The following is a 24,810-nucleotide window of genomic DNA, read 5'->3' as shown; positions in this document are numbered from 1 at the left end:
GCCGCAGGGAACGAGTCCCTGCGGCATCCGTCGTGTCAGTATCCGGTGATCAACCCGGGTGGGTCATCGACAGCAGGTCGAGCTTCTCGTCGAGCTGCTCGAGCGTCAGGTCTCCGCGCTCGACATAGCCGAGGTCGATCACGGCGTCGCGCACCGTGACGCCCTTCGCGACCGAGTGCTTGGCGATCTTCGCCGCAGCCTCGTAGCCGATGAGCTTGTTGAGCGGGGTGACGATCGACGGGCTCATTCCGGCGAAAGCCGCCGCGCGGTCGAGGTTCGCCTGCAGTCCGTCGACGGTCTTGTCGGCGAGCACGCGCGAGGCGTTGGCGAGCAGACGGATCGACTCGAGGACGGCGGTGCCCATGACCGGGATCGCGACGTTGAGCTCGAACGAGCCGGATGCTCCGGCCCAGGCGACGGTCGCGTCGTTGCCGATCACTCGTGCGCACACCATCAGCACGGCCTCGGGGACGACCGGGTTCACCTTTCCGGGCATGATCGAGGAACCCGGCTGCAGGTCGGGGATGTGCAGTTCGCCGAGTCCGGTGTTGGGGCCGGAGCCCATCCAGCGCAGGTCGTTGTTGATCTTGGTCAGCGAGACGGCGATCGTGCGCAGCGCACCGGACGCCTCGACGAGACCGTCGCGGTTGGCCTGTGCCTCGAAGTGATCCTTGGCCTCGGTGATCGGAAGCTCGGTCTCGGCTGCGAGGAGCTCGATGACCTTCTGCGGGAATCCGAGCGGGGTGTTGATGCCGGTGCCGGTGGCGGTGCCGCCGAGCGGGACCTCGGCGACGCGGGGGAGCGCCGACTGCACGCGCTCGATGCCGAGGCGCATCTGACGGGCGTAGCCGCCGAACTCCTGGCCCAGGGTGACGGGCGTGGCGTCCATGAGGTGCGTGCGACCCGACTTCACCGCGTCCTTCCACAGCTCGGCCTTCGCCTCGAAGGCGACGGCGAGGTGGTCGAGCGCGGGGATGAGGGTGTCGATGAGCGCCTGCGTGACCGCGATGTGCACCGAGGTCGGGAACACGTCGTTCGACGACTGCGAGGCGTTCACATGGTCGTTCGGGTGCACATCCGCACCGAGGATGCGCGTCGCGAGCGTCGCGAGCACCTCGTTCATGTTCATGTTCGACGACGTGCCGGAGCCCGTCTGGTAGGTGTCGACGGGGAACTCGCCGTCATGTGCACCGGATGCGACCTCGTCGGCGGCCTGGGCGATCGCGTCCGCGATGGCCCCATCGAGCGTGCCCAGCTCCTTGTTCGCGAGCGCGGCGGCCTTCTTGATGCGCGCGAGGGCGGCGATCTGCGTGGATTCGAGGCCCTTGCCCGAGATCGGGAAGTTCTCGACGGCGCGCTGCGTCTGTGCGCCGTAGAGCGCGTTCACGGGAACCCGCACCTCGCCCATCGTGTCGTGCTCGATGCGGTAGCCCTGCGCGTCTGCGCCGCTGTGCTGGTCGGTCATTCCGAACCCTCCTTGGTTGCGGGGCTGTGCCCCTCGGTGTCGTTTCCGTCTGTGTCGAGTCCGACCGTGATGACGGGAATCGCGGTTCCCTCGGCCAGACGGTAGTTGGCGCCGACGATGCCCAGACGACCCTCGGCGACGGCGTGGGAGATCACCTCGGACGACTGCAGCAGGTCGCGGACCGTGTTGCGCAGGTGCTCCTGGCCGACCAGGTCGGCGTCGATCTCGGCGACCGTGGTCCCGCCGCTCTCGACGAGCACCTTCCGGGCCGCAGGCACGATCGGTGCGATGAGCTTCCAGATGTGCGGCGGCAGCGGCGCCGCGTCGATCGCGGTGCCGTCGATGGCGGCGCGCACAGCACCGCACGAGTCGTGTGCGAGCACGACGATCAGGGGGACGTTCAGCACCGCGACCGCGTACTCGAGGCTCGCGACGATCGACTCGCCGATCACCTGACCGGCATTGCGGACGACGAACAGGTCGCCGAGCCCCAGGTCGAAGATGATCTCCGCGGCCAGCCGGGAGTCGGAGCATCCGAACAGGGTGGCGACAGGATGCTGCGCCGCAGCCAGGTGCTTGCGTCGGGCGACATCCTGATTCGGGTGCCGCGGGGCGTCATCGACGAATCGCTGGTTGCCCTCCTGCATCTGCTTCCAGGCGGCGGCGGGCGTGAGCGTGTCTGTCATGAGGGCTACTCCGAGAGGTCGCGGATCTGGGGGACGAGGGACTCGGCGAGCTCGGCGGTGGAGTCGGCGGAGCGTGAGCCGTAGAGCAGCAGGTAGTCGTCACCCGCCTGGGTGCCGATCGCATAGGTGATGTTCTGCTTCGCACCGGCATCGCCGAGGTCGTAGACGTCCCACTCCAGCCCGCCGATCGACGTCGTGTCCGTCGGCGCGGTTCCGTTGAGGCGCTGCGGGGCCCAGGCTGCGTCAGCATCGAAGGCCTGTGCCAGCTTGATGAATCCGCGCTCATCCTCGGCTGACGGGGCGAGGGTGACATCCCAGACCGTCGTCGCGCCGCTCGTAAGCTCGGCCGTGTTGACTCTCCAGAAGTCGGCCAGGTCGGGCACGATCACCGGGCGATCCATGGTGGACTCCACGTCCGCGGCTACGCCGACCACGTCGATCTTCTGGGCGGTCGCGGGTTCGCCACGGGGAACTGCGAGCACGATCACCGTGACGATGGCCAGCGTGACGATCAGAGCGGCCACCAGGCTGCGCACCGTCTGGCTCGAGCGATAGGCCTTGCTCGACGCGGCCTTGCGGGCCGCCGTCTCTTCGGGGGTCTCCGGCCGGCCCAGTTCGGCGACGATGGGAGCGGGCTTGCTCATGAGTCGTCTCCGTCGGCGGCACCGGTCGACGTGGCACGGGCGGCCTCGAGGCGACGCTTGGCGCCGAGCAGCCATTCCTCGCAGCGGGCCGCCAGGGCCTCGCCGCGCTCCCAGAGAGCGAGCGACTGCTCGAGGGTCGGAGCGCCCTGTTCGAGCTCGGAGACGACCTTCACGAGCTCATCGCGAGCGGCCTCGAATGACAGCGTGTCCACAGGGGTGTCGTTCGGCGCACTCACGCCTCCATCCTACGCGGTGCGCGGGACCCGCTCATCCGGAGCGGGGCACCGGTGCTTCCGGGATCTCGCCCTCGGAACGGGCCGCGACGGAGCCGCGGTCGACCGTGATCGTCAGGCTGCTGCCGGCCGGAGCGTCGGCGGCGTCGCGGAGGATCACTCCGCCCTCGAGATGGGCGATCGCATAGCCGCGCGACAGCGTGGCCGCGGGCGAGAGCGCCCGCAGTGAGGCTCGCAGCTCGCTCGTCGCACGGCCGGCCGCATCGTGCTGACGGGTGATCGTGTCGCGTCCCCGCGAGAGCAGCAGCCACACGTCCTGAGAACGCGACTCGATGATCGGGTCGGGGGAGCGCAGCGAGGGACGGGACCGCAGCTGCTCGAGCTGCGCGATGTCGTGCGACAGCCGCTGCGTCAGTCGGGTCGTGGCTCGGGATCGCAGCTGCGCGATCAGCGCCCGCTGCTCGCTGACGTCGGGTACGACGCGCTTCGCGGCATCCGTCGGAGTCGATGCGCGCAGGTCGGCCACGTCGTCCAGAAGCGGATGATCGTTCTCGTGTCCGATCGCGCTGACGATCGGAGTCGTTGCCGCGGCCACAGCCCGGACGAGTCGTTCGTCACTGAATCCGAGCAGCGTCTGCGGATCGCCGCCGCCGCGGGCGATGACGATCACGTCGACATCCGGGTCGGCGTCCAGTCGTGCCAGAGCGGCGAGGGTCTCGGGGACGCACCGGTCGCCCTGAACAGCCGCATACTCCGTGCGGAAGCGCACCTGGGGCCAACGCAACTCGGCGTTGCGGTGCACGTCCTTCTCGGCATCCGACTTCTCTCCCGTGATCAGGCCGATCACGTGCGGGAGGAACGGGAGGCGCTTCTTGCGCGACGCGTCGAACAGGCCCTCCTGGCGCAGCTGCAGTCGCAGCTTCTCCAGCTTCTCCAGCTGATCGCCGAGGCCCACGTGCTTCATCGCCGAGACGGCGAAGCTGAAATCGCCGGCCTTGACGAAGTAGTCGGCCTTGACGGCGGCGACGACATGGTCGCCGACAGCCAGATCACCGGGGATCCGCGGGCGCACACTCGACCAGATCCTGATGGAGATCTGCGCGTCGGAGCGGGTGTCCTTGAGCCGGGCGAAGATGTTGCCCCCGCGCACGTTCCAGGAGGTGATCTCGCCTTCGACCCACACCGTGTTCCAGCGCGCCACGAAGTCGCGGATCGTCGCGTTCAGGCGTGCGACCGAGGTCGGTGCGTCGGCCGAGGAGTCGCGCGGGGCGACCGCATCCGCCGGCGGAGTCTCGCCAGGACGCGTCGATGCTTCGAAGACCGTCATGCGCTCGGTGCCCCTTCCCGCTCCTGCTCAGGTTCTCGGCGGTAGAATTCAAGGGTGACCTCGACTGCCGTTCATCTGCCTCTGCCGCGCATCCCCCGAGTACGTGGGGCGGCCGGGCGGCTTCAGGATAACCCGGTCGTCGGGAACAAGCGTGTTCTGCTCGCCGCTCCGCGCGGATACTGCGCCGGCGTCGACCGGGCTGTGGTCGCCGTCGAGAAGGCGCTCGAGCGCTACGGCGCGCCGGTCTACGTGCGCAAGCAGATCGTGCACAACATCCACGTCGTCACCGAGCTCGAGGAGAAGGGCGCGATCTTCGTCGAGGAGGTCGACGAGGTTCCCGAGGGCGCTCACGTCGTCTTCAGTGCGCACGGAGTCTCGCCCGCGGTCGTCGAGGCGGCGTCGGACCGCGGCCTGCACGCCATCGACGCGACCTGCCCGCTGGTCACCAAGGTTCACCGCGAGGCAGTGCGTTTCGCCCGCGACGATTTCGAGATCCTGCTCATCGGTCACGAGGGGCACGAAGAGGTCGAGGGCACCGCGGGAGAGGCTCCCGAGCATGTGACCATCGTGAACTCGCCCGCCGAAGCCGACACCGTGCAGGTGAAGGACCCCTCGAAGGTGGTCTGGCTCTCGCAGACCACGCTCTCGGTCGACGAGACCATGGAGACCGTGAACCGACTGCGGGCCCGGTTCCCCGAGATGCACAATCCGCCGTCCGATGACATCTGCTACGCCACGCAGAACCGCCAGGTCGCCATCAAGAAGGTCGCGGCGAACGCCGACCTCGTGATCGTCGTCGGTTCCTCGAACTCGTCGAATTCGGTGCGCCTCGTCGAGGTCGCGCTCGAATACGGCGCGAAGGCCGCCTATCGCGTGGACTACGCCGAAGAGGTCAAGCAGGAGTGGCTCGACGGCGTTGCGACGGTCGGTGTCACCTCCGGCGCCTCCGTGCCCGAGGTGCTGGTTCGCGAGGTCCTCGACGCACTCGACGGAGCGGGTTACCGCGACGTCGAAGAGGTCAAGACGGCGGAGGAGGACCTCATGTTCTCCCTGCCCAAGGAGCTGCGACAGGATGCCGCGGGTCAGCGAGACGCGCGTGCGCTGGGAGGCCGTTCCTCCAGCGGGAACGCCTGACGGTGGCCGCCACAGAGGCGGCGCCGACGCTGATCGGCTCGGTGCAGCGCGCGCTCCGACTCGTCGACATGGTCGCGAACTCTCCGCGCCCGGTGCCGGTCAAGACTCTCGCCATGCGAACCGGCCTCACCCCGGGCACGACCTACAACCTCGTGCGCACACTGGTGCATGAGGGGTATCTCGTGAGCGAGCCCGACGGTCTGGTCCTCGGCGAGAACTTCCCCGCCTTCCGGCTGCAGTCCGACGCCGGGGGCGTGTTCTTCGCGCACGTCCGCATGGCCCTGCGTCAGACCGCCGACGAGGTGGGTGCTTCCGCATACCTGTCCCGCTATCAGGACGGCGAAGTGCACCTCATCGACATCGTGGATGCCCCGCGCAGTCCTCGGCTCGATCTGTGGGTGGGTCTGGATTCGAGCGCGCATGCCACGGCGCTCGGCAAGCAGATCCTCAGCGATCTGAGCGGAGAGGAGCGTGACGACTATCTCTCGCGGCATCCGCTGGAGGAACTCACGTCTCGCACGATCAGTGACCGGCGTGCGCTGATCGCGGAGCTCGACCGCTCTCCGGGATTCGCCGTGGACCGCGAGGAGTATGCCATCGGCAACACCTGCATCGCCGTTCCCGTGATCGCCCCGAGCGTCAGAGCCTCACTCGCCGTCTCGCTTCCGGTGGGACACCCGCGCTTCGATCGCGGCCTGGTCGGGAAGCTCAAGCTCGTGGCGAGGCGGTTGTCCATGCAGTTGGGGGCGGACGCTCTGGGCGGCGGCGCAGCCCGTCTGGCGACGCCGATCTGACGCAGCACGCGTCGCCCCTCTGATGCTCTTCACTATCTGAAGAAGTGCCTCTGGTGCTCGGGCACGCGCTTTCCTAACATGTGAGGTGTAGTCGTCTGTGCAATCGGCGCTACAGGTGGAGGAATGTCCCCAGCGTTCCTCACCCCACTTGGATGACGAGCGTCCCCAGCGTTCCGACTCCGCGGCCCCGAGGAGTCCCCACTCCTCCGGGGCCGCCATTCTTTTGACGCCCGCAGTCTGTGAGTCGTGCAGAGACCGGGCGGATACCATGGCCGAATGACCGATCAGCGTCCTCAGTACGGCGAAATCGCGACCCTCGAAGAGCAGCGGAGGGCAGCAGGGCTGCCGCCGCTGGGCGAGGTGCCGGCTGTGGATATGAGCGGGACCGAGAACGCGCCCGCTCCCGGTGACCGAGTCCCGTCCGCATCGGCAGCGGCTCGTCCGCGTCCCGTCGATCGCTTCGTGACCATCGCACTGCTCGCCTACGGGCTGATCAATGTCGTGATGACAGGACTGTCGTACCTCGACTTCTCCACCGCGATGAATCAGATGATGACGGTGCTCGGCGTGGACGGCGAGTTCACCAACTTCGCTGAGGGCCGGATCTGGGGCACCATCGCGGCGATCGTGCTCGCCGTGGGCTGGTCGCTCACCGCTTTCCTGTCGATCCGCCGCCTGCGCGCCGGCAAGCTCTCGTGGTGGGTTCCGCTGGTCGGTGCGGCGGTGACTCTGCTCGTGGCGTCGGTGTGTGCCGCGATTCCGCTGATGAACGACCCGGCGTTCATCGACTTCGTCGCCAAGACGGCGGGTGGATGACCCCGTGAAACAGGAGATGCCCCCGGCCGTTCGGTCGGGGGCATCTGCGTTGTCAGGCTGGATCAGCTCTGGGACTGGCCGTACGAGCCGAGCTGGCGCGTGGACTCGACGACGCGAGCGGCCATGGCCGTCTCCGCGATCTTGCCCCAGGCGCGCGGGTCATACTGCTTCTTGTTGCCGACCTCGCCGTCGACCTTGAGCACACCGTCGTAGTTCTTGAACATGTAGTCCGCGATGGCACGCGTGTAGGCGTACTGCGTGTCGGTGTCGATGTTCATCTTGATGACGCCGTTGGCCACCGCGAGGGCGATCTCCTCATCGGTCGAACCAGAACCGCCGTGGAAGACGAGGTCGAGCGGCTTCGCGCCGGTGTTGTACTTCGCGGCGACCTGCTGCTGGATCTCTCCGAGGAGCTCGGGACGCAGCTTCACTCCGCCCGGCTTGTAGACGCCGTGGACGTTGCCGAACGTGAGGGCTGCGATGTAGCGCCCCTGCTCGCCGAGACCGAGCGCCTGTACGGCCTGGTCGACGTCCGCGAACGTCGTGTAGAGGGCATCGTTGGATCCCTCGTGCGCCACACCGTCTTCCTCGCCGCCGACGACGCCGATCTCGACCTCGAGGATGGCGTTGATGTTCTTCATGCGGGGCAGGAGATCCTTGGCGATCTCGATGTTCTCCGCGAGCGGCACGGCCGAGCCGTCCCACATGTGGGACTGGAAGATCGGGTTGCGTCCCGCCTTGACCTCGTCTTCGGAGGCGGAGATCAGCGGCTCGACGAAGCCGGCGAGAGCATCCTTCGGGCAGTGGTCGGTGTGCAGCGCGACGGTGATCGGGTAGTTCTTCGCGACCTCGGTCGCGAAGCGCGCGAAGGCGAGTGCGCCGGTCGCGCGGGCCTTGACCGTGTGGCCGGCGAAGTAGTCGGCGCCGCCGGTGGTGACCTGGATGATTCCGTCGGAACCTGCCTCGGTCAGGCCCTGGAGGACGGAGTTGATGGTCTGCGAGCTCGAGACGTTGAAAGCCGGGTACGCGAAGCCGCCGGCCTTCGCGCGGTCGAGCATTTCGGCGTACTGATCCGGGGTGGCGACGGGCATGAGAACTCCTGCGATTTGGGGAAGCCGGGACAGCAGTCACTCTATCGGGGCTGACTGCCGGATGCTGTCGGCGGCGACGGGGCGAGCACGCCCTCCTACCCGTGTGTTAAGAATCGGGATTCCTTCGTCGTCACTCGACCGAAAACTGCCGTTTCAGACGTTCACGCTGGTTAGGCTGACCGCATGGTTAGTCTTACAGCGGATCTCAGCCCCCTTCGTCCCGATCGAAACCTCGCGATGGAGCTGGTGCGGGCCACTGAAGCAGCCGCCATCCGCGCCGTTCCGTTCATCGGTCGTGGCGCGAAGGAGGCGGCGGACGGCGCCGCCGTCGATGCGATGCGTGCCTTCCTCGGGACAGTGGCCTTTCAGGGGCGAGTGGTCATCGGTGAGGGCGAGAAGGACAATGCTCCGATGCTCTTCAACGGCGAAGAGGTCGGCACCGGCAGCGGCCCGGAGTGCGACATCGCGGTCGACCCGATCGATGGCACCTCGCTGACCGCAGCAGGACGTCAGAATGCGCTCTCGGTCATCGCCGTCTCCGATCGCGGATCGATGCTCGACGCGTCCAGCGTCTTCTATATGGACAAGCTCGTCACGGGCCCTGCCGGTGTCGGAGTGGTCGACATCCGCCTGCCGATCGGCGAGAACATCCGCAAGCTCGCGGGGGCTCTCGGCAAGCCGGTGGACGAGATCGTCGTCTCGGTGCTGAACCGTCCGCGTCACGAGCAGCTGATCCAGGAGATCCGGGATGCCGGTGCCGGGACGCGACTCATGAGCGACGGCGACGTCGCCGGCGGGATCAACGCGGCGCGTCACGCGGCCCGAACCGACATGTGCGTCGGGGTGGGCGGCAGCCCCGAGGGAATCGTGACGGCGTGTGCGATCAAGGCTCTCGGCGGTCACATCCAGGGGCGGCTCTGGCCTCGCGACGACGATGAGCGCCAGCGCGGAATCGACGCCGGCCTCGACATGGACAAGGTCTACGAGGCCGACGATCTCGTGCGCGGGGACAACACGATCTTCGTCGCCACCGGCGTCACGGACGGCCAGCTGGTGGCCGGCGTCCGACGCGAGGGCGGCTACATCTACACCGAGAGCGTCGTGCTGCGCGGTGCCTCGGGAACCCTTCGCCGGATCGCCTCGGAGCACCTCGTCTCGAAGTGGCTCTGACTGCCGTGACCTGAGAGCGCGAGTCGGGAACGGGCCCCTCATCGTTACCGACCCGGTACCGCCTGTGCGGTGCTGAGCCGAGCTTTCTCGTGCGTTCGTGTGACAATTGACACTGGATTTGTCGCCGTCGACGGAGCCGCCAGGCACCGCAGGCACAGGAGGGCAGACCGATGACAACGCAGCACACGAATGGTTCCCAGGGCGCGCCGACCAAGATCGTGACGACGCCGACCGGCCGGATCATGCGGATCAACGTCGACGAGGCCGGAGTGCCTCTGCCGATCGCGACTCCGGCGGCGCCTGTCGTCAAGACGGCTGTCTCAGATCCCGCTCGACGTGCGGACGTGCTGTTCCGCAAGCGCCTCGACGAGGGGCACGAGATCAGCTCCTGGTGGATGGTCGGAGCTTTCGTCGTGACCAGCGGCCTCGTGATCCTGCTGCTCAGCGGCGTACCGGGCGTCGCCTGATCTCAGCGGCGGGGCTCTTCCGCCTCGACCGGTCGGGATGCTGAATCCGCGTTCGCCGATTCGTCGCTGACCCGGCCGCGAACGTCTCCGACATCGGCCTGGATCGACGTACCCGGCGCAGCGGACGCATCGTCAGCAGCATGGGGGATGCGGAGCTCGGAGCCGATCTCCGCACCGGAGCCGCTCATGAGCTCTGCCGAGGTGAAGCGTCGCGTCTGCGCGGTGATCGCCGGTGGGGCGGAGTCGAGCGTTGACGCGCTGATTCCGGGGAACTGCCTGGCCGTCACGAGCACACGGCTCTCGAGCGAACCCGCGAATCTGTTGTAGCTGTCGACCGTGCGCTCGAGTGCGCGGCGCAGATCGTCGGCGTGCCCCGCGAGGACGCCGAGTCGGTCGTAGAGCTGGGTGCCGAGATTCAGCAGTGCGCGCGCCTCGGTCGACACCTCTTGCTGCGTCCAGCTGTAGGCCACGGTCTTGAGCACGGCCCACAGATTCACCGGGGACGCGAGCGCCACCTTCTTCGTGAATGCGTAGTCCAGCAGCGTCGGGTCTTCGTCGATGGCTGCGGCGAGCAGCGACTCGCTCGGCAGGAAGCAGATGACGAACTCAGGACTGGCGTCGAGGCCCGTCCAGTACGCCTTCTTCGCGAGTGCGTCCACGTGCGCGCGAACGGCCTTCACGTGCTTCTGCATGTGGGAGCGACGCTGTGTCTCATGCGCGTCCCCGATCGGCAGTGCCGATGCCTCGAGGTAGGCATCGAGCGGAACCTTGGCGTCGACCGCGATCGATGTGCCGCCGGCGAGACGGATCACCATGTCGGGCCGTCCCTGACCCCGGTCCGACGAGATGCTGGACTGCAGATCGAAGTCGACGTGTCGGATCAGCCCTGCGGCCTCGACGACCCGTCGCAGCTGCGTCTCACCCCAGACCCCTCGTGTGGCGGTCGAGCGCAGTGCTCCGGCGAGCGACTCGGTCGTCGAGCGCAACGCCTCGTCGGACTCCTGCGCGCGCCTGAGCTGCTCCGCGAGCGATCCGAACTGCGCATGACGCTCCTGCTCGATCGCCGAGACCTTCTGCTGCATCTGCTGGAGACTCTCGCGCACGGGAGCGAGAGCGGTGAGCACCGCATTCTGCTGCTGCACCCGCTGCGCCTCGGCGCGCTGCTCGAGCCTCGCGTGCTCGACGGCATCCCGATACAGGTCGTACTGTCGGTCGCGATCGTCTCGAGCTGCGGCGAGCTCGGCCTCGGCGCGAGCGAGGTCTGCTGCTCCGCGCGATCCGCGGAGGAACCACCCCACGGCGGCGCCGGCCGCGAGCGCGACCAGGAGAAGAACGAGCGTGAGAGCATCCATGTGCTCCATGATGCGCTCGGCCACGGACATTCGTCCGGTGCGACTCAGGCGACCGCGCGCTCCGGGGTGGCGAGGACCGGCTCGGTCACTCGCAGCGACAATGCATCCGCCAGGGAGAAGACGTCGGACGCGCCGTGTCGGCGAGCGGCGTCGATGATGATGTGGGCGCACGCGAGCGCGTCCGCGAGCGCGTCATGGTGCGAGAAGCCGGTGAAGCCCGCAGCCTCTGCGGCCTTCGGGAGTCGGTACGACTCGATGTCGTAGGTCTTGCGAGCCACCTGCAGGCTGCACAGCGAGCGATACGGCGGGCAGTCGCCGCCGGTGGCCTCGGAAGCCCGGCGGAGCACATTGAGGTCGAAGCCCGCGTTGTGCGCCACGAGCACGTCGGCGCCGGCGAAGGCGCACAGGCGGTCGAACTGATCGGCCCAGGTGGCCGCGTCGATCACGTCGTGGGCGCGGATGCCGTGGATCTTGGTGTTCCACTCCTGGAACTCGTCGTGACCGGCGGGCGGGCGGATCAACCATCCGGCGGTGGCGACGATCCTGCCGTCGCGCACCCGTACGAGGCCGACGGAGCAGGCCGAGGCGGGGCTGGAGTTCGCCGTCTCGAAGTCGATTGCGGTGAAATCCAGTGGCACATCCCCACTCTCTCCCGGCATCCGAGACGCTCCAGGATGACGCGCCGTAGGCTGGCGACATGAGTACCGACCGAGCGACATCCTTCGGCGCCGAGGCCGCGAACTACGAGGCGGGAAGACCCGAGTATCCCTTCGAGGCCGTGTCGTGGATGCTCGATCCGATGCCTCACGGCTCCCGTCGCATCGCCGACGTGGGCGCGGGCACCGGAAAGCTCACACGTGTGCTCGCGCAGGCCCCGGATGCCGAGGTCGTCGCCGTGGATCCGGACGCCGCCATGCTCGCGACACTGCGGCGGAGCGTTCCCGGTGTTCCGACATTCCAGGGAACAGCCGAACGGATGCCGCTGCCCGACGCCAGCCTCGACGCCGCCGTGCTGGGTCAGGCCTGGCACTGGGTCGAGCCGTCTGCGGCGTCCCTCGAACTCGGGCGAGTCGTCCGCACCGGGGGAGTGCTGGGGCTGATCTGGAACATCCGCGACGAACGCGCGGACTGGGTGCGCCGTCTCACTGACATCATGCACAGCAGTCCGGCGGAGGACATGGTCAACGGACCCGGCTCCGACGGCCCGCGCATCGACGCCCCCTTCACGGGGATCGAGAAGCAGCAGTGGGAGTGGACCCGGGCGATGAACCGGACGCAGCTGCATCAGATGGCGCGCTCGCGCAGCTACCTGATCGCGGCGTCGAACGACGAACGCTCAGAGATCACACGGCAGATGGACGTGCTGTTCGACGAGCTCGGACTCGACGGTGAGGGGACGATCGACCTGCCCTACGTGACGCACGCATTCCGCGCCATGCGAGCCTGACGCCGACACCCGCAGGGGCTGCGCATCTCCGACCGGTAGACTCGACCCCCGTGGCTCTCACTATCGGAATCGTCGGCCTGCCCAATGTCGGCAAGTCCACCCTCTTCAACGCTCTGACCAAGAACGACGTGCTCGCGGCGAACTATCCGTTCGCGACGATCGAGCCGAACGTCGGGGTGGTGAACCTGCCCGATCCTCGTCTCGACAAGCTCGCCGAGATCTTCGGCAGCGAGCGCATCCTGCCCGCCGCGGTGTCGTTCGTCGACATCGCCGGCATCGTGCGCGGCGCGAGCGAGGGAGAGGGACTCGGCAACAAGTTCCTCGCGAACATCCGCGAGGCGGATGCCATCGCCCAGGTCGTGCGCGGGTTCGCGGATGACGATGTCGTGCACGTGGACGGTGCGGTCAATCCGGCATCCGACATGGAGACCATCAACGCCGAGCTCATGCTGGCCGACCTCGAGACCGTCGACAAGGCGATCACGCGGTACGAGAAGGAGGTGCGCGGCAAGAAGATCGAGCCCGTCGTCCTCGAGACCGCCAACGCGGCGAAGGATGCGCTCGAGCGCGGTGTGCTGCTGTCCGTCGCGGGCATCGATCTGACGCCGATCCGCGAGCTCGGGCTCCTCACCGCCAAGCCGGTCATCTTCGTCTTCAACGTCGACGAGGGCGTGCTCACCGACGACGCCCGCAAGGCGGAGCTCGCCGCGCTGGTCGCCCCGGCGAAGGCCATCTTCCTCGACGCCAAGATCGAGTCCGAGCTGATCGACCTCGACCCCGAGGATGCCGCAGAGCTGCTCGCGTCGACCGGGCAGGACGAGTCCGGTCTCGACCAGCTCGCTCGCATCGGCTTCGACACTCTGGGTCTGCAGACCTACCTCACGGCTGGCCCGAAAGAGGCGCGCGCGTGGACGATCCCCAAGGGATCCAAGGCGCCGCAGGCCGCCGGAGTCATCCACACCGACTTCGAGAAGGGCTTCATCAAGGCTGAGATCGTCTCGTTCGACGACCTCGTCGAGACCGGGTCCGTCGTCGAAGCCCGCTCCAAGGGCAAGGCGCGCCTCGAGGGCAAGGACTACGTCATGCAGGACGGCGACGTCGTGGAGTTCCGTTTCAACAACTGAGCGAGGTTCTGCCCGAGTGCTGAGGAGATCGGCACCGGCGCGTACGAAGCCGCGGGGTGCGAATCAGATCTCGTCGCTACGTCGAGCACGCACGGTCCAGCCGACCTGCATCAGTGCCTCCGTGAGGCGGTCGGCGGCAGCGCTCGCGACTTCGACGCTTGCGTCAGAGCAGACGTCGATGGCGATCGGCGGCGGATCGGCGAAGCGTGGGATCTGCACCTCTGCCCAGGCGTCGGGCGACAGCGGTACCCGAGGGGACGCGGTGCGGGCGTCTCGGATGGCGCTGTCGGCCGCGAAAGCGATGACGTCCAGCGCATGGAGCTTGGTGATCGGCATGTCCACCACGAGGGTGACGGCGAAAGTCGCGTCTGCGGTATCCCCGAATTCTGGCCTCACCGCATGAAGATATCACTGCGCGGTCGGTGCGGATACGAGCGTGACAGCGACGGGCGATGATCGCCATGCTGTGGAGTCGCGAGCGAACTCGGCGCGCACAGCCGGTCTAGCTGCGACGCTCGACATCCTGACTCAAGAGCTCGGGCCAGGCTTCGACATCTTCAGGAGTGCGGGCGACCGCCAGGGTCGCGTGCGGGAGCAGCTCGGCGAGGGATTCTGCGGTCGACAGCGGGTGGCCGGGGTCGTCCACCCAGGCCAATATCGTCGTCGGCACATCGATCCCTGCGACCATCTCAGGGGCGGGCAGGTCGCTGAGCGCTGCACCGCGAAGCAACGACGGCAGAAGGGCATCGGCGACGTCGGGCCATGTCTCCGGGGCCGAGACGGTGGCCGGGGGTGGCGTCGATCCGCGCGTGCCGGCGAGGTACGCCTCCACACCATCGGCTTCGATCAGCGCAGCCGCGGCTCGGTAGATGTCCGCTTGAGCGGGTCTGGTCTTCCACCCGGTGGGCGGCACCATGAGTGTGAGTCCGGTGAAGCGGTCCGGCTCGAGCGACGCAGCGTGCAGAAGGGTCGCGGCACCCATCGAGGGGCCGACCCCGTGAACGCGCTCGCCGGGGAACCAATGATCGAGCAACCGCAGAAGATCATCCGCGAGGTTCGGCCAGCGATAGTCGTCGGCAACCTTCCGCCCGGTCGAACGGCCATGGCCGCGTGCGTCGTACCGCAGGAGTCGAGTTCCGCTCAGTCCGCGACCGAGGTCGAGATTGAGCACCCGGTCGCGGGCCCGGCTCGACGTGAGGCCATGCAGCTGGACGACGGGGTGCCCGCCTTCATCGCTCAGGGCGACAGCCAGCTCGGCTCCGGGTACCTCGAAGGTGGGCATCAGGCTCCTCGATCGATGACTGAGCGAGTCTGCTCGGGCAGTCGTGTTGAGTGATCAGGTTATCCGGACGATATGGTGCTACCCATGCGACTGACCAACGTCACGCACCTCCGCCTCCCCTTCGGACGGCTCTGGGGGTACGACGTCAGCGCGTCCGCGCTCGGACGACCCCTGCCCGTGTCGTTCGACCAGCGACTGCATGTCGGGGCGGGTGACCGACCCGGCTCCTGGATGGCTCTGTCGTTCCGGTTGCCCGCACAGACCGATCGTGAATCGATCGCGGATGCGTGGCTGGCTGTCGTCGCTCGACATGGCACGCTGCGATCGGCCTTCGCACGTGGTGCGGACGGCGATCCGACGCTTCACGAGATCGAGATCAGCCCCGGAAGCTGGGTCGAGCATCAGGTGGGCCCTGGTCAGGCGGTCAATGACGCGCTGCGCGACATCCTCGACGCGGAGTGCTCGCCGTACGGACGTCCGTCCCATCGGCTGTGCGTACTGGAGACCGCTGCGGGGCTCACGGTCGTGATCGCGGCGGACCACGCGCACGTCGACATGTGGTCGATGCTCGTGATCGTGCGCGATCTGCTGTCGGCGCTGGACGCGGGCACGGCGGGCGCGAAGCCGATGTCGACGCCGAGGTCGGCGCCGGCATTCGTCGAACACACGCAGGCGCTGCTGGACAAGGACCCTGCACCGGACCACGTGCGGCGGCGATGGGAAGCGATCATCGCGGACAGCGGCGGTGTGATGCCGCAGTTCCCCCTGTCGCTGGGCGCACCCGAGCCGCATCGCGAGCGCGTGGAAGTGCGCGATGTGTTCGATGTCGACGACGCCGCGGCATTCGCCGCGCAGGCCCGTGACGATGGCGTCTCCACGCTCGCATCTGCGGTGGTCGCGATGACTGCGGTGACGCGCGAAGTCGCGGGTACTGCGCTGCGAGCCGTGTTTCCCGTGCACAGTCGCTTCGAGGACGACTGGCATGACTCGGTCGGCTGGTTCATCACGAATTCCGTCCTCGAATCGGAGCTCGCCGAACCGCACGCTGCAGCAGCGGCCGTCAAGGAAGCAGTACAACTCGGTGCGTGGCCGCTCGCAGATGTGCTCGCACCGTGGGGTGGGATGCCGGTGGCTCCAGGGATGTTCGCGATCTCGTGGCTGGATCTGCGCAGGCTGCCCGTGCGGATCGACTCCGTCGGGCTCGACGCCCAGTACGTCAGCGCGGCAACCGACACCGACGGCGTCATGCTGTGGTTCATCCTGGACGAGTCCGGTCTGCACCTGAGATGCCGCTATCCCGACACCGCAGAGGCTCGCACCAATGTCGGCGGATGGCTCGACCTGCTCGTAGCCAGGATGCAGGCCGACGCGCGGTCCTCGGTGCGGGGACGACTGCAGGTGGCCGGCCGAACCTTCCGTGTCGAGCGGGCCAGCCGGGATGACATCGAGGCGATCGCAGCGCTGCTGTCGGACGATCGATTCGGTGCAGACCGTGAGAGTGTCGAACTCGACCGATACGAGGCGGGCTTCCGCGCCGTCATCCGCGACGCATCCAACTACCTGGGGGTCGTCCGGGACAGCGCCGACCGCATCGTCGCCACCATGCAGTTGACCGTCATCCCGGGGCTCTCTCGCGGCGGGTCGACCCGACTGCAGATCGAGGGACTGCGTGTCGCGACGGCGGAGCGATCACGGGGCCTGGGCGCGGCGATGCTGGAGTGGGCGCACGAGTTCGGTCGTGCGCGGGGGGCGACGCTGTCACAGATCACCACCGACGAGGCTCGGGATCGCACCCGTGCGTTCTACACCCGGCTCGGCTACCAGACGGCCCACGTCGGGCTCAAACGGAGCATCTAGCGCGCGTCACACCGCCAGGGCGTACGGGTAATCCGTCGATCGTCCCTGGAAGCTCAGGATGCTCGGGTTCTGGATCATTCCGTCGCGGATCTCGATCGCGCGTGTGAGCGTCGAGCTCTCGGCCCACGCGTCGGGGCCTTCGAGCACAGTGCGGAGGAAAGGCAGGAGAGCTTCGCTGATGTCCCACGTGGCCGAGTTCCAGAGATACGACGGGCTGTGGTCGACGGCGTAGTAGTTCACGCCCTGACCCACCGCGAACATCGGCTCGTCGAAGGTCGTCGGGGTCGCCCACTCGAAGCCCATGCCCTCGTCGCACGACACATCGATGATCAGGCTGCCCGAGGCGAAACGGGACAGGTCCTCGGTGCGCAGATACGTCAACGGCGCCGCGACGTCCTGCAGGGTGCAGTTCACGACGATGTCGTACGTCGCCAGGAAGTCGGGGAGCAGCACGGAGCCACCCTCCGTCTCGACCTCGCTGAGGTGCGTGGGTCCGTCGTCGGTGTTCAGCTGAGTGAGGTGCGAATTGTGGATGGGGGAGCCCACGGCGGCCGCCCCGCGCTGAGTGAGGACTTCGATGTCGTGCACCCCGTGAGCATTCAATGCCGTCACCGCGCCGCGTGCCGTCGCCCCGAAGCCGATGACGACTGCGCGCAGGCGCGGGCCGTAGTCCCCGGTCGAGCCGACGAGGCTCATCGCATGGATGACCGAGCAGTAGCCGGCCAGCTCGTTGTTCTTGTGGAAGACGTGCAGGCTCATGTCTCCCTGCGGGGTCCAGTGGTTCATGGCCTCGAAGGCGATCAGCGTGAGACGGCTGTCGATCGCGGTCTGCGTGAGAGCGACGTCCTGCACGCAGTGCGGCCAGCCCCACAGAATGCCGCCAGCGCTGATCTCGGCGACATCCGCGAGCTGCGGCTTGGGCAGCAGCAGCACGTCAGCGGAGGCGAGCACGTCAGACCGCGCGGCGACCCGGCCCACGCGGGACTCCACATAGCCGGGCTCCAGCTGGAAGTCGGCGCCGTACCCGTGCTCGACGATCATGCGAGCGCGCACATCCGCGTCGATGCGGTCGAGATGGCGGGGATGGATCGGGAGGCGCCGTTCGTTCTCCATCGAGGAGTTCGCCAGCAGGCCGAGGGTCAGAAGCTCCGGGCCGGAGGTCGGGGTATGGACGGACGAGCGTGTCGTGTCTGACAACGGGTTCCCATCTTCGGGGAACCAGAGTCAGCTCCTGGCCTGACTCTACGCCCCTGCGCGCCTGAGGTGGGGCGGGGCCGATCTCCGCCGACGGGCTCGACTACGCTGGAAAGCGATCCCTGACATCCGAACGAGGAGCCGCGCGCCCATGACCGATACCCAGATCTTCGAGCCAGAGGGCCGCGCGATCCCCTTCGTGGATGAGGGAGACGGTCCGGTCAAGCTGGTTCTGATCCAGGAGCAGGGACTCGCCGCGGACGTGCTGGGCGTCGCCGCGCACTATCTCGCCGAAGAGGCGGGTTTCCATGTGCTGCGGATCGGCCACCGCGCGGCATCCGATGCCTCGCTCGACGAGCGCGTCGACGACGTCATCGACGTGATCGATCACGTCGGAATCGAGGACACCTGGGTCGGCGGTCACGGCTTCGGCGGGACGATCGCACGCGCCCTCGTGGCAGCGCACAGCGACCGGGCAAACGGTCTGCTGCTGCTCGGCGTCGAGGACGTCGACATCGCCGTCGCACCGGCGATCCCCGTGCTGATCGTGCAGGGAACCGAAGACACCGACACCCCCGCCGCCACTGCCGAGGCGTTGCAGGCCACGATGCCCGACCGTTCCAGCATCAAGACGATCGCCGGCGACCACCTGTTCCCGATGCACCACCCGATCGAGACCGGCGTGATCATCGAGGAATACCTGGACTGGGACTGACTCGGATGCCATCATCTGGCCGCACTGTCGTCCTCGCGATCGACCTGCAGGCCGGCGTGATGCCGGGATGCTTCGACGAGCACGGTGTGCTCGCGCGTGCCGCAAGCCTCGTCGAGCGCGCTCGCGACGGTGGGGTTCCCGTGGTCTGGGTCCACCACGACCCCGTCGGAGTGGGCACACCCGAGTGGGAGCTCGCCGCGCCGCTGCGGCGGGACGAAGGAGAGCCGTTGGTTCGCAAGAGCTACCGCGACTCCTTCGCCGACACGAACCTGCGCGAGACCCTGGACGCCCTCGGCGCGACACGACTGGTGATCACCGGCGCGCAGTCCGACTTCTGCGTACGCACCACGATGCAGCGCGCGGCGGCGGAAGGCTATGACGTGACCCTCGTGAGTGACGCGCACACGACGGTCGACACGGAGTGGGACGGCGTGCCGATCTCAGGTGAGCAGATCGTCGCGCACACGAACATGTACTTCTCGGGACTGCGGTATCCCGGGCAGGAGTTCGCGATCGCGACGCATGATCAGGTCGCGCTCTGACGAGAGTCGCGCCCTATATTGATCTCGTGACCCAGTATGCAGCTCAGGCCAAGACGAACCTGCTCGCCCTGGTGGGCTTCATCGCTGCGTTCGTGATCCCTCTTGCGGGTGTGATCCTGTCGATCTTCGCGCGCCGACAGCTGGACGCTCCCGAGAACACCGAGTCCGGCCGGGGCCTCGCTCGGTGGGCGATGGTGATCGGCATCCTCGGCACGCTCGCTCAGGTCGCCTTCTTCATCCTCTGGTTCTCGCTCTTCTTCCGCGCCGTGGCCTGACGGTCACCGGGCCGGGGCGGGCGTGGACCAGCCGTGAGCCTGACAGACTGGTCTGATGACCGCCACCCTCGTCGCCCAGAACCTGGCAGGCGGCTACGGCCACCGCATCCTCTTCGAGGGCCTCGACCTGACCGTCGCTCCCGGTGACGTCATCGGCGTGGTAGGCGCGAACGGCGCGGGGAAATCGACTCTGCTCCGCCTGCTCGCCGGTGTGGATGCGCCGATGGGCGGGTCGATCTCGCTCGCGCCCACCGACGCTTTCGTCGGCTGGCTGCCTCAGGAGCATGAGCGCGTCGACGGCGAGACGGTGGCGGGATACATCGCGCGCCGCACGGGCTGCGCGACGGCGACGAGTGGGATGGATGCCGCTGCAGCGGCGCTCGGCGATCCCACGCTCGCCCCGGCGGGCACGGACCCCGCCGACACCTATTCTCAGGCGCTCGATCGGTGGCTCGCGAGCGGTGCCGCCGATCTCGAGGAGCGCATCCCTGCGGTGCTCGCCGACCTCGGACTCCCGAGCACGAGCGGCGTCGCGGAGGACGCGCTCATGACCGGCCTGTCCGGCGGCCAGGCGGCTCGCGTCGGACTCGCCGCACTGCTGCTGTCGCGGTTCGACATCGTCTTCCTCGACGAGCCGACCAACGACCTCGACCTCGATGGGCTGGAGCGCCTCGAGGCGTTCGTACGCGGTCTCCGCGGCGGCGTCGTTCTCGTCAGCCACGACCGCGAGTTCCTGGCTCGCAGCGTCACCCGCGTGCTCGAACTCGATCTCGCCCAGGGATCGAATCGTCTCTACGGGGGCGGCTACGACGCCTACATCGAGGAACGCGCCGTCGTGCGTCGGCACCTGCGGGAGAAGTACGACGAGTTCGCCGACAAGAAGGCGGACCTCGTCGCGCGGGCGCGCACCCAGCGAGAATGGTCGAGCCAGGGCGTCCGGAACGCGATGAAGAAGGCTCCGGACAACGACAAGATCAGGCGCAAGGCGTCGACGGAGTCGAGTGAGAAGCAGGCGCAGAAGGTGCGTCAGATGGAGAGCCGGATCGCACGACTGGACGAGGTCGAGGAGCCGCGCAAGGAATGGCAGCTGGAGTTCACGATCGGCTCTGCGCCCCGATCGAGCAGCGTGGTCTCGACACTCAACGGGGCGGTCTTCCAGCAGGGCGCGTTCACGCTGGGGCCGCTGTCTCTGCAGGTGGACGTCGGCGACCGCATCGGAATCACCGGTCCCAACGGCGCCGGCAAGTCGACTCTGCTCCGTGGGCTCCTCGGACGACAGCAACCCGTCGAGGGGACCGCGGCGCTCGGGAGCAGCGTGCAGATCGGCGAGATCGACCAGGCTCGGTCGCTGCTGATCGGCGATTCTGCGCTCGCCGATGCGTTCGAGGCTCTCGTGCCCGAGATGTCGTCGGCCGAGGTGCGCACTCTGCTGGCGAAGTTCGGTCTGAGGGCAGACCACGTCACGCGTTCCGTCGAAGCCCTGTCACCGGGTGAACGCACGCGGGCGGCACTGGCGCTGCTGCAGGCGCGGGGAGTCAATCTGCTCGTCCTCGACGAGCCGACCAACCACCTCGACCTGCCGGCGATCGAACAGCTCGAGCAGGCGCTCCAGTCGTACACCGGAACTCTGCTGCTGGTCACGCACGACCGACGGATGCTGGAGGCTGTCCAGACCGATCGGCGGTGGTCCGTCGAGAGCGGCCAGGTCACCGAACGCTGAGGCTCAGCGACCCTGACGCTTCTTGTAGGGCTTCGGCTGACCCTTCACGATGGGCGCGCGACCTTTGCCCTTGGACGCCTTGGCCTTGCCGCCCGCCGGGCCCGCCGTCTTCGGCGCGGGCGGGGGCGCGGCGGCCACGGTCGCCTGCGCTTCAGCGAGGAACAGCTCTCCCACGTTCGTGAGTCGCGGCGTCCCTTCGCGATTGATCAGCGTGTGTCCGACCTCGTCCTCGAGCTTGTCGAGAGAGGTGTACAGGGAGGCCAGGGGAATGCCCAGCTGGGAGGCGGCTCGGGGGAAGTGCAGCGTCTCAGCGAGGACGACGTAGCGACGGAGCAATGCCAGCTTCATGCGGGGGAACGGTCCTTCTGGATCCGCGACGATCACGGGTCTCCGTCTAACCTACGCGAGGCGGATGCGCGGCAGTCCCAGACGCACGGATGCCGCGGCTCGATGAGCCGCGGCATCCGGTGGCGGATCTCCTCAGGAGACCTGCGGAAGCACGGCGAAGGACACGGACCCCTCGTCATCGACGCCGGCGTCGAGCACCTTGTCATCGAGCGCGGCTGCGGCGGTCTCATCGAGGAAGAGTCGGGTGCCCGACACCTCGACGACCTGGTCGTCGGGTTCCGGGTCCGGCGTCACGAGGACGGCGAGGCGCGCACCCCCATCCGGTCCAGGGGCGGGCGTGGAGTGGATGCGAAGCCCGGCGTCGTCAGCGTCGGTCTGACGGCTGACGAGGGTGTTCACGATTGCGGTGGCGTTATCGGTGAGGGTGAGCACAAGACTCTCCTTCCGGTTGCGGTCACGACGCGGGTGCGGCGTGACGGGCCACGATTCCGCACTCGGCGGGACGATTCAACCCGACGCGCCCGTTCAGAGGGGTCTCACACCTGATGCAGAGGTTTTCTCAGGAACACCTGCTCGGTTCCGTCGCCCTGCGGCACGCGCTCGGCCTCCTCGTATCCGCATGACTCGTACAGGCGGATGTTGGCCTCGCTCAGACTGCCGGTGAAGAGCTCGGCCACATCCGCGCTCGACGCGCGTTCGGCCGCGTCGAGCAGCGTGCGCCCGATGCCCTCTCCCTGCATGTCGGGCGCGATCGCGATCCTGCCGATCAGCAGCACGCCGTCGTCCTCGACGAACCGGATGACCCCGACCAGCCGTCCGTCCTTCCGCGCCGCGAGGCCGCTGCTGGAACGCAGCTCGGCCTCCACTTCGGGGAGCGTCTGGGTCAGCGGGGGCATATCGGCGCTGCCGTAGATCTGCGCCTCCGACACGAACGCCGCGCGTTGCAGGGTGAGCACCTCACCCGCATCCGACTCCGAGGTCGGGCCGATCACCACATCCGATGCGTGGTCGTCGATCTCGGTCTGTGCTCTCTCTGATTTCGTCACTGCGCCACGATCTGATGAGACCGGGGGGACTGTCAACCCCCTCGATACGGGCCGCGAGCGGAGCTAATCTCGCAGTTTCCAACCCCAGGAGGACTCATGGCTGAGAAGAGCACGTCCAAGAGCGCGTCCAAGACCGGCACCGCATCCAAGCGCGGAGCGAAGACGACGAGAAGGCAGAACGCCGAGAAGGGATTCACGGCGTCGCCCACCCTCGCCGCGAACCTGCAGCTCGTGCTGGTCGACCTGATCGAGCTCTCACTGCAGGGCAAGCAGGCACACTGGAACGTCGTCGGACGCAACTTCCGGGACACCCACCGTCAGCTCGACGAGATCATCGACGCCGCGCGCACGTTCAGCGACACGGTCGCCGAGCGGATGCGGGCACTGCACGCGGTGCCCGACGGACGCACGGACACGATCGCGGAATCGACCTCTCTTCCCGCGTTCCCGATGGGCGAGGTCTCGACGACCGACACGATCGACCTCATCACCGCGCGCCTCGAGGCGACGATCGGGACGATCCGCGACGTGCACGATGCCGTCGACGAGGAAGACCCCACGTCGGCCGACATCCTGCACGCGGTGCTCGAGAGCCTGGAGCAGTTCGCGTGGATGGTGAGTGCCGAGAACCGCACTCCCGCGACCAGCTGAGCTGACGTCTCACTCTCGTTCGTCCTCCCGCGTACGTTCGGCCTCTCGCCGGACCAGGCGCGGGAGGACGAGCCAGAGGAGGAGGACGGCGACCAGTGAGGAGACGAGCGCGATGAGCCCGGCGGCGCGATCGACGGTGAAGTCGATGATGAGGGTGGTCACACCGATCGTCAGTGCGGAGATCGCCACGAGGTCGATCTTCACGATCCGAGCGGCCACCCGGACGAGTTCGGGTTTGCGGCGGCGACCGAACAGCGCCCGGTGCATGCCCACCGGCGCGAGCGCCAGGATCGTCGCCAGCGCGGCGAGTGCCACCAGCACCACGTACAGATCCCTCTGGACCTCGTCCATGTCCTCGAAGCGGGGAGTGAAGGCGACGGCCAGCAGGAATCCGGTGAGGATCTGCGTACCGGTCTGCATCACTCGCAGCTCCTGCAGGAGCTCCTCCCAGTTGCGGTCGGCGCGCTCGTTCCGAGTCTCGTCGCGTCCGTCTCGTCGGTCGTCGAGCTCGCTCGACGGTGCAGATCGGTGGTCGGGTTCCATGCAGTCAGTTTTGCGGCACCGCTCGGAGTCTGTCCAGACTCTTGCGCAGATGCACTCGAGGAGCAGGGGATGACGCTTCCACCGATCCGCGAGTGGTGGCCCGGGCTGTCGCTCGAGGCGCGAGTCGAGGTGCTCGGAGATACCGCGCCGCACCTCGGCGAGCGAACGCGGGATGAGATCAGGACGATCACCGGGGCTGTGGTCGGCATGGCCGAGACGCTGTCCGACGACGATCTGGAGTACGCCCGTTCCGAGGCCCGGTCGGAGATCGAGCAGGAGGACTCGGCCTGAGACGGCGTTGTCAGCTGTCGCCGTTCGCGTGCTCCTCGCGCAGCCGCGGCACGGTGCGGCGTTCGGGACGGAGACCGGCCTTGTCTGCGTAGAACGCCCGGATCCTGTCCATGTCAGCGGCGACGTCCCCCGTCAGCTCGATCGTGGGGCCGAGTCCGGTGGTCATCGTGGTGCGGTCGACGAAACCGAGAGTCACCGGCATCCCGGTCTCTCGTGCGATCCGATAGAAGCCGGACTTCCAGTACTCGTTGCCCCCGCGAGTGCCGTCGGGCGTGATCACGAGGCCGAAGACGCCGCCGGAATGGACCTGCTCCACGACGTCGTTGACGACCCGCGCCGGGTCGGCGCGGTCGACGGCGATGCCGCCGAGACGACGCATGATCGGACCCCGCCACCCGCGGAACAGGCTGTTCTTGCCGAGCCAGTGCACCTCGATGCCCAGTCTCCACGCGATCGCCAGCATGAGCACGAAGTCCCAGTTGGACGTGTGCGGCGCACCGATGAGGATGGTGGGTCTCTGAGGAGTGGCCTCGGCGGTGAGGGTCCAGCGGCTGACTGCCCAGAAGAAGCGGGCGAGGAGTCGTTTGAGCACTCGT

General features: G+C 67.8%; 30 protein-coding genes. 14 read left to right on the top strand and 16 right to left on the bottom strand.

Annotated elements, in window-relative coordinates; all coding sequences use genetic code 11:
* Positions 1-49 precede the first annotated feature (49 nt).
* From ACZZZF_RS06105 to xseA, 5 genes are read right to left on the bottom strand one after another with little or no spacing between them, the layout of a single operon-like run.
* A complete protein-coding gene (locus ACZZZF_RS06105) occupies positions 50-1,465 on the bottom strand; it encodes a class II fumarate hydratase (protein ID WP_463497538.1) in 1,416 nt (471 codons plus the stop codon).
* Complete coding sequence (locus ACZZZF_RS06100) at positions 1,462-2,151, bottom strand: carbonic anhydrase (protein WP_053095523.1); 690 nt, start codon at positions 2,149-2,151, stop codon at positions 1,462-1,464. Before ACZZZF_RS06100 ends, ACZZZF_RS06105 begins: the two co-directional genes overlap by 4 nt.
* Before the next feature lie 5 nt (positions 2,152-2,156).
* Positions 2,157-2,795, bottom strand: a complete 639-nt coding sequence (locus tag ACZZZF_RS06095) for a DUF4245 family protein (protein WP_053095524.1) — start codon at positions 2,793-2,795, stop codon at positions 2,157-2,159.
* A complete protein-coding gene (locus ACZZZF_RS06090) occupies positions 2,792-3,031 on the bottom strand; it encodes an exodeoxyribonuclease VII small subunit (protein WP_053095525.1) in 240 nt (79 codons plus the stop codon). Before ACZZZF_RS06090 ends, ACZZZF_RS06095 begins: the two co-directional genes overlap by 4 nt.
* 31 nt (positions 3,032-3,062) lie before the next feature.
* On the bottom strand, positions 3,063-4,355 hold the full coding sequence (gene xseA / locus ACZZZF_RS06085; protein ID WP_372984296.1) for an exodeoxyribonuclease VII large subunit: 1,293 nt from the start codon (positions 4,353-4,355) through the stop codon (positions 3,063-3,065).
* Positions 4,356-4,445: 90 nt separating this feature from the next.
* On the opposite strand from xseA, the gene ACZZZF_RS06080 reads away from it, so the two are divergent.
* The 3 genes from ACZZZF_RS06080 (at position 4,446) to ACZZZF_RS06070 (ending at position 7,099) form a co-directional block, all read left to right on the top strand.
* On the top strand, positions 4,446-5,489 hold the full coding sequence (locus ACZZZF_RS06080; RefSeq protein ID WP_053099044.1) for a 4-hydroxy-3-methylbut-2-enyl diphosphate reductase: 1,044 nt from the start codon (positions 4,446-4,448) through the stop codon (positions 5,487-5,489).
* A 2-nt stretch (positions 5,490-5,491) separates the two neighbouring features.
* Positions 5,492-6,283: an IclR family transcriptional regulator gene (locus ACZZZF_RS06075; protein WP_053095527.1), complete on the top strand. Its 792-nt coding sequence runs from the start codon at positions 5,492-5,494 to the stop codon at positions 6,281-6,283.
* Positions 6,284-6,559: 276 nt separating this feature from the next.
* Complete coding sequence (locus tag ACZZZF_RS06070; protein WP_463497536.1) at positions 6,560-7,099, top strand: DUF6264 family protein; 540 nt, start codon at positions 6,560-6,562, stop codon at positions 7,097-7,099.
* Between the two features lie 62 nt (positions 7,100-7,161).
* Here ACZZZF_RS06070 and fbaA read toward each other — a convergent pair whose 3' ends face one another.
* A complete protein-coding gene (gene fbaA, locus ACZZZF_RS06065) occupies positions 7,162-8,190 on the bottom strand; it encodes a class II fructose-bisphosphate aldolase (protein WP_053095529.1) in 1,029 nt (342 codons plus the stop codon).
* A gap of 183 nt (positions 8,191-8,373) precedes the next feature.
* Between fbaA and glpX the strand changes: the two genes are divergently transcribed.
* Together glpX and ACZZZF_RS06055 are read left to right on the top strand one after the other, a co-directional pair.
* On the top strand, positions 8,374-9,360 hold the full coding sequence (glpX, locus tag ACZZZF_RS06060) for a class II fructose-bisphosphatase (protein WP_053095530.1): 987 nt from the start codon (positions 8,374-8,376) through the stop codon (positions 9,358-9,360).
* Positions 9,361-9,530: 170 nt separating this feature from the next.
* Positions 9,531-9,827, top strand: a complete 297-nt coding sequence (locus tag ACZZZF_RS06055; protein ID WP_463497533.1) for a hypothetical protein — start codon at positions 9,531-9,533, stop codon at positions 9,825-9,827.
* 2 nt (positions 9,828-9,829) lie between these two features.
* On the opposite strand, the gene ACZZZF_RS06050 is transcribed toward ACZZZF_RS06055, so the two are convergent.
* Positions 9,830-11,179 carry a DNA recombination protein RmuC gene (locus ACZZZF_RS06050; RefSeq protein ID WP_363522353.1) on the bottom strand — a complete coding sequence of 450 codons (1,350 nt, stop codon included), beginning with the start codon at positions 11,177-11,179 and terminating at the stop codon, positions 9,830-9,832.
* 44 nt (positions 11,180-11,223) lie between these two features.
* Complete coding sequence (locus tag ACZZZF_RS06045; protein ID WP_056277988.1) at positions 11,224-11,817, bottom strand: exonuclease domain-containing protein; 594 nt, start codon at positions 11,815-11,817, stop codon at positions 11,224-11,226.
* 59 nt (positions 11,818-11,876) lie between these two features.
* On the opposite strand from ACZZZF_RS06045, the gene ACZZZF_RS06040 reads away from it, so the two are divergent.
* Positions 11,877-12,626 (top strand): class I SAM-dependent methyltransferase, encoded by a 750-nt coding sequence (locus ACZZZF_RS06040; protein ID WP_463497530.1) that lies wholly within the window; start codon positions 11,877-11,879, stop codon positions 12,624-12,626.
* Positions 12,627-12,676: 50 nt separating this feature from the next.
* Positions 12,677-13,750 (top strand): redox-regulated ATPase YchF, encoded by a 1,074-nt coding sequence (ychF, locus tag ACZZZF_RS06035; protein ID WP_056277996.1) that lies wholly within the window; start codon positions 12,677-12,679, stop codon positions 13,748-13,750.
* Between the two features lie 63 nt (positions 13,751-13,813).
* Here the strand turns inward: ychF and ACZZZF_RS06030 are convergent, their stop codons facing one another.
* Positions 13,814-14,146 carry a hypothetical protein gene (locus tag ACZZZF_RS06030; protein WP_463497527.1) on the bottom strand — a complete coding sequence of 111 codons (333 nt, stop codon included), beginning with the start codon at positions 14,144-14,146 and terminating at the stop codon, positions 13,814-13,816.
* Between the two features lie 106 nt (positions 14,147-14,252).
* On the bottom strand, positions 14,253-15,032 hold the full coding sequence (locus tag ACZZZF_RS06025; protein ID WP_463497524.1) for an alpha/beta fold hydrolase: 780 nt from the start codon (positions 15,030-15,032) through the stop codon (positions 14,253-14,255).
* Positions 15,033-15,116: 84 nt separating this feature from the next.
* On the opposite strand from ACZZZF_RS06025, the gene ACZZZF_RS06020 reads away from it, so the two are divergent.
* Complete coding sequence (locus ACZZZF_RS06020) at positions 15,117-16,889, top strand: GNAT family N-acetyltransferase (protein ID WP_463497521.1); 1,773 nt, start codon at positions 15,117-15,119, stop codon at positions 16,887-16,889.
* Positions 16,890-16,895: 6 nt separating this feature from the next.
* Here ACZZZF_RS06020 and ACZZZF_RS06015 read toward each other — a convergent pair whose 3' ends face one another.
* The gene (locus tag ACZZZF_RS06015; protein ID WP_463499923.1) at positions 16,896-18,002 is read right to left on the bottom strand and encodes a N(5)-(carboxyethyl)ornithine synthase; all 1,107 of its coding nucleotides are present in this window, start codon (positions 18,000-18,002) and stop codon (positions 16,896-16,898) included.
* Positions 18,003-18,234: 232 nt separating this feature from the next.
* Here ACZZZF_RS06015 and ACZZZF_RS06010 point away from each other — a divergent pair, with 232 nt between their 5' ends.
* Genes ACZZZF_RS06010 through ACZZZF_RS05995 form a run of 4 tightly spaced genes read left to right on the top strand, consistent with a single transcriptional unit; the run spans position 18,235 to position 21,335 of the window.
* Complete coding sequence (locus ACZZZF_RS06010; RefSeq protein ID WP_053095540.1) at positions 18,235-18,798, top strand: alpha/beta fold hydrolase; 564 nt, start codon at positions 18,235-18,237, stop codon at positions 18,796-18,798.
* 5 nt (positions 18,799-18,803) lie between these two features.
* Positions 18,804-19,340, top strand: a complete 537-nt coding sequence (locus tag ACZZZF_RS06005; RefSeq protein ID WP_463497518.1) for an isochorismatase family protein — start codon at positions 18,804-18,806, stop codon at positions 19,338-19,340.
* A gap of 26 nt (positions 19,341-19,366) precedes the next feature.
* Entirely contained in the window at positions 19,367-19,615 is a 249-nt protein-coding gene (locus ACZZZF_RS06000; protein ID WP_295101958.1) for a DUF4190 domain-containing protein, read from the top strand.
* Between the two features lie 55 nt (positions 19,616-19,670).
* Positions 19,671-21,335: an ABC-F family ATP-binding cassette domain-containing protein gene (locus ACZZZF_RS05995; RefSeq protein ID WP_463497515.1), complete on the top strand. Its 1,665-nt coding sequence runs from the start codon at positions 19,671-19,673 to the stop codon at positions 21,333-21,335.
* A 3-nt stretch (positions 21,336-21,338) separates the two neighbouring features.
* Here ACZZZF_RS05995 and ACZZZF_RS05990 read toward each other — a convergent pair whose 3' ends face one another.
* The 3 genes from ACZZZF_RS05990 to ACZZZF_RS05980 all read right to left on the bottom strand — a co-directional run bounded on the left by ACZZZF_RS05990 (position 21,339) and on the right by ACZZZF_RS05980 (position 22,729).
* A complete protein-coding gene (locus ACZZZF_RS05990; protein WP_053099048.1) occupies positions 21,339-21,683 on the bottom strand; it encodes a LysR family transcriptional regulator in 345 nt (114 codons plus the stop codon).
* Positions 21,684-21,815: 132 nt separating this feature from the next.
* Positions 21,816-22,115 (bottom strand): Fe-S cluster assembly protein HesB, encoded by a 300-nt coding sequence (locus tag ACZZZF_RS05985; RefSeq protein ID WP_053095543.1) that lies wholly within the window; start codon positions 22,113-22,115, stop codon positions 21,816-21,818.
* 104 nt (positions 22,116-22,219) lie between these two features.
* Entirely contained in the window at positions 22,220-22,729 is a 510-nt protein-coding gene (locus ACZZZF_RS05980; protein WP_372984305.1) for a GNAT family N-acetyltransferase, read from the bottom strand.
* A gap of 96 nt (positions 22,730-22,825) precedes the next feature.
* Between ACZZZF_RS05980 and ACZZZF_RS05975 the strand changes: the two genes are divergently transcribed.
* Positions 22,826-23,380, top strand: coding sequence for a Dps family protein (locus tag ACZZZF_RS05975; protein ID WP_053095544.1), 555 nt, complete (start codon positions 22,826-22,828; stop codon positions 23,378-23,380).
* Positions 23,381-23,389: 9 nt separating this feature from the next.
* Here ACZZZF_RS05975 and ACZZZF_RS05970 read toward each other — a convergent pair whose 3' ends face one another.
* Entirely contained in the window at positions 23,390-23,923 is a 534-nt protein-coding gene (locus ACZZZF_RS05970; protein ID WP_056278016.1) for a DUF6328 family protein, read from the bottom strand.
* A 69-nt stretch (positions 23,924-23,992) separates the two neighbouring features.
* Here ACZZZF_RS05970 and ACZZZF_RS05965 point away from each other — a divergent pair, with 69 nt between their 5' ends.
* Complete coding sequence (locus ACZZZF_RS05965; RefSeq protein WP_053095546.1) at positions 23,993-24,214, top strand: hypothetical protein; 222 nt, start codon at positions 23,993-23,995, stop codon at positions 24,212-24,214.
* 10 nt (positions 24,215-24,224) lie between these two features.
* On the opposite strand, the gene ACZZZF_RS05960 is transcribed toward ACZZZF_RS05965, so the two are convergent.
* Positions 24,225-24,806, bottom strand: a complete 582-nt coding sequence (locus tag ACZZZF_RS05960) for a 1-acyl-sn-glycerol-3-phosphate acyltransferase (protein WP_187249373.1) — start codon at positions 24,804-24,806, stop codon at positions 24,225-24,227.
* Between the last annotated feature and the right edge of the window lie 4 nt (positions 24,807-24,810).

Source organism: Microbacterium sp. AC215 (assembly GCF_979258645.1).
The sequence above is the reverse complement of the archived record's forward strand: the minus strand, read 5'-3'. Positions and strand labels throughout refer to the sequence as shown.